The 557-nt window shown below is 54.4% G+C and carries 1 protein-coding gene; it reads left to right on the top strand.

The annotated features are described in order from the left end of the window. Positions 1-32 precede the first annotated feature (32 nt). Positions 33-479, top strand: coding sequence for a hypothetical protein (locus tag RE6C_RS15810; protein ID WP_144054795.1), 447 nt, complete (start codon positions 33-35; stop codon positions 477-479). Positions 480-557: the final 78 nt, after the last annotated feature.

Below are 557 nucleotides of genomic sequence, written 5' to 3'. Positions count from 1 at the left end.
CGTTATTCGATTGAAGTGATGTGGAAATCTACGTGAATCCATACGAAGCACCGCGTCACGCGTCGCTCGACTTCACGCGACGAGGCGTCACTCTGATTCCGCGTCCGCTTGCCGCTCATACACGGAAGGTCGTCAATCGCTTCGGCCTCTTTCAGCTCATCTGGCCGATCACTGTTGCGTATTGGACCGATTCACTGGTTCTCGACTTCTGGGCGCTGTTCATTGCGACTAACGGACTGCGCGTGACACCCGCATCATTCAAGCGGTTCCCTTGGACTGCGGTAATGTGCTGCGTCTATCCGATTGCACTGGTTGTTTCCGCCACTACCTACGACGCACTCAATATTTGGAACTGGATTCCCTCTCGATCATCGCCGGTACTTTTATTGCAACTTGTTTCCGCAGGTTGGGCCGTTTACGCTGTCTGGTGCATTTTCCAATGCTATTACGCACACCAACGCTCGCAGGACACCGAATAACCATCGCGTGAACCGGAGAACGCGAGCTGAGCGATTTGGCCGTTAGAGACTTTCCCGCGCGTTCCCGGTTACGCGTGA

Source organism: Rhodopirellula europaea 6C (assembly GCF_000338295.1).
Taxonomy (GTDB): Bacteria; Planctomycetota; Planctomycetia; order Pirellulales; family Pirellulaceae; genus Rhodopirellula; species Rhodopirellula europaea.
Note: the sequence above shows the minus strand (reverse complement) of the source record. Positions and strands in the feature narration are given on the sequence as shown.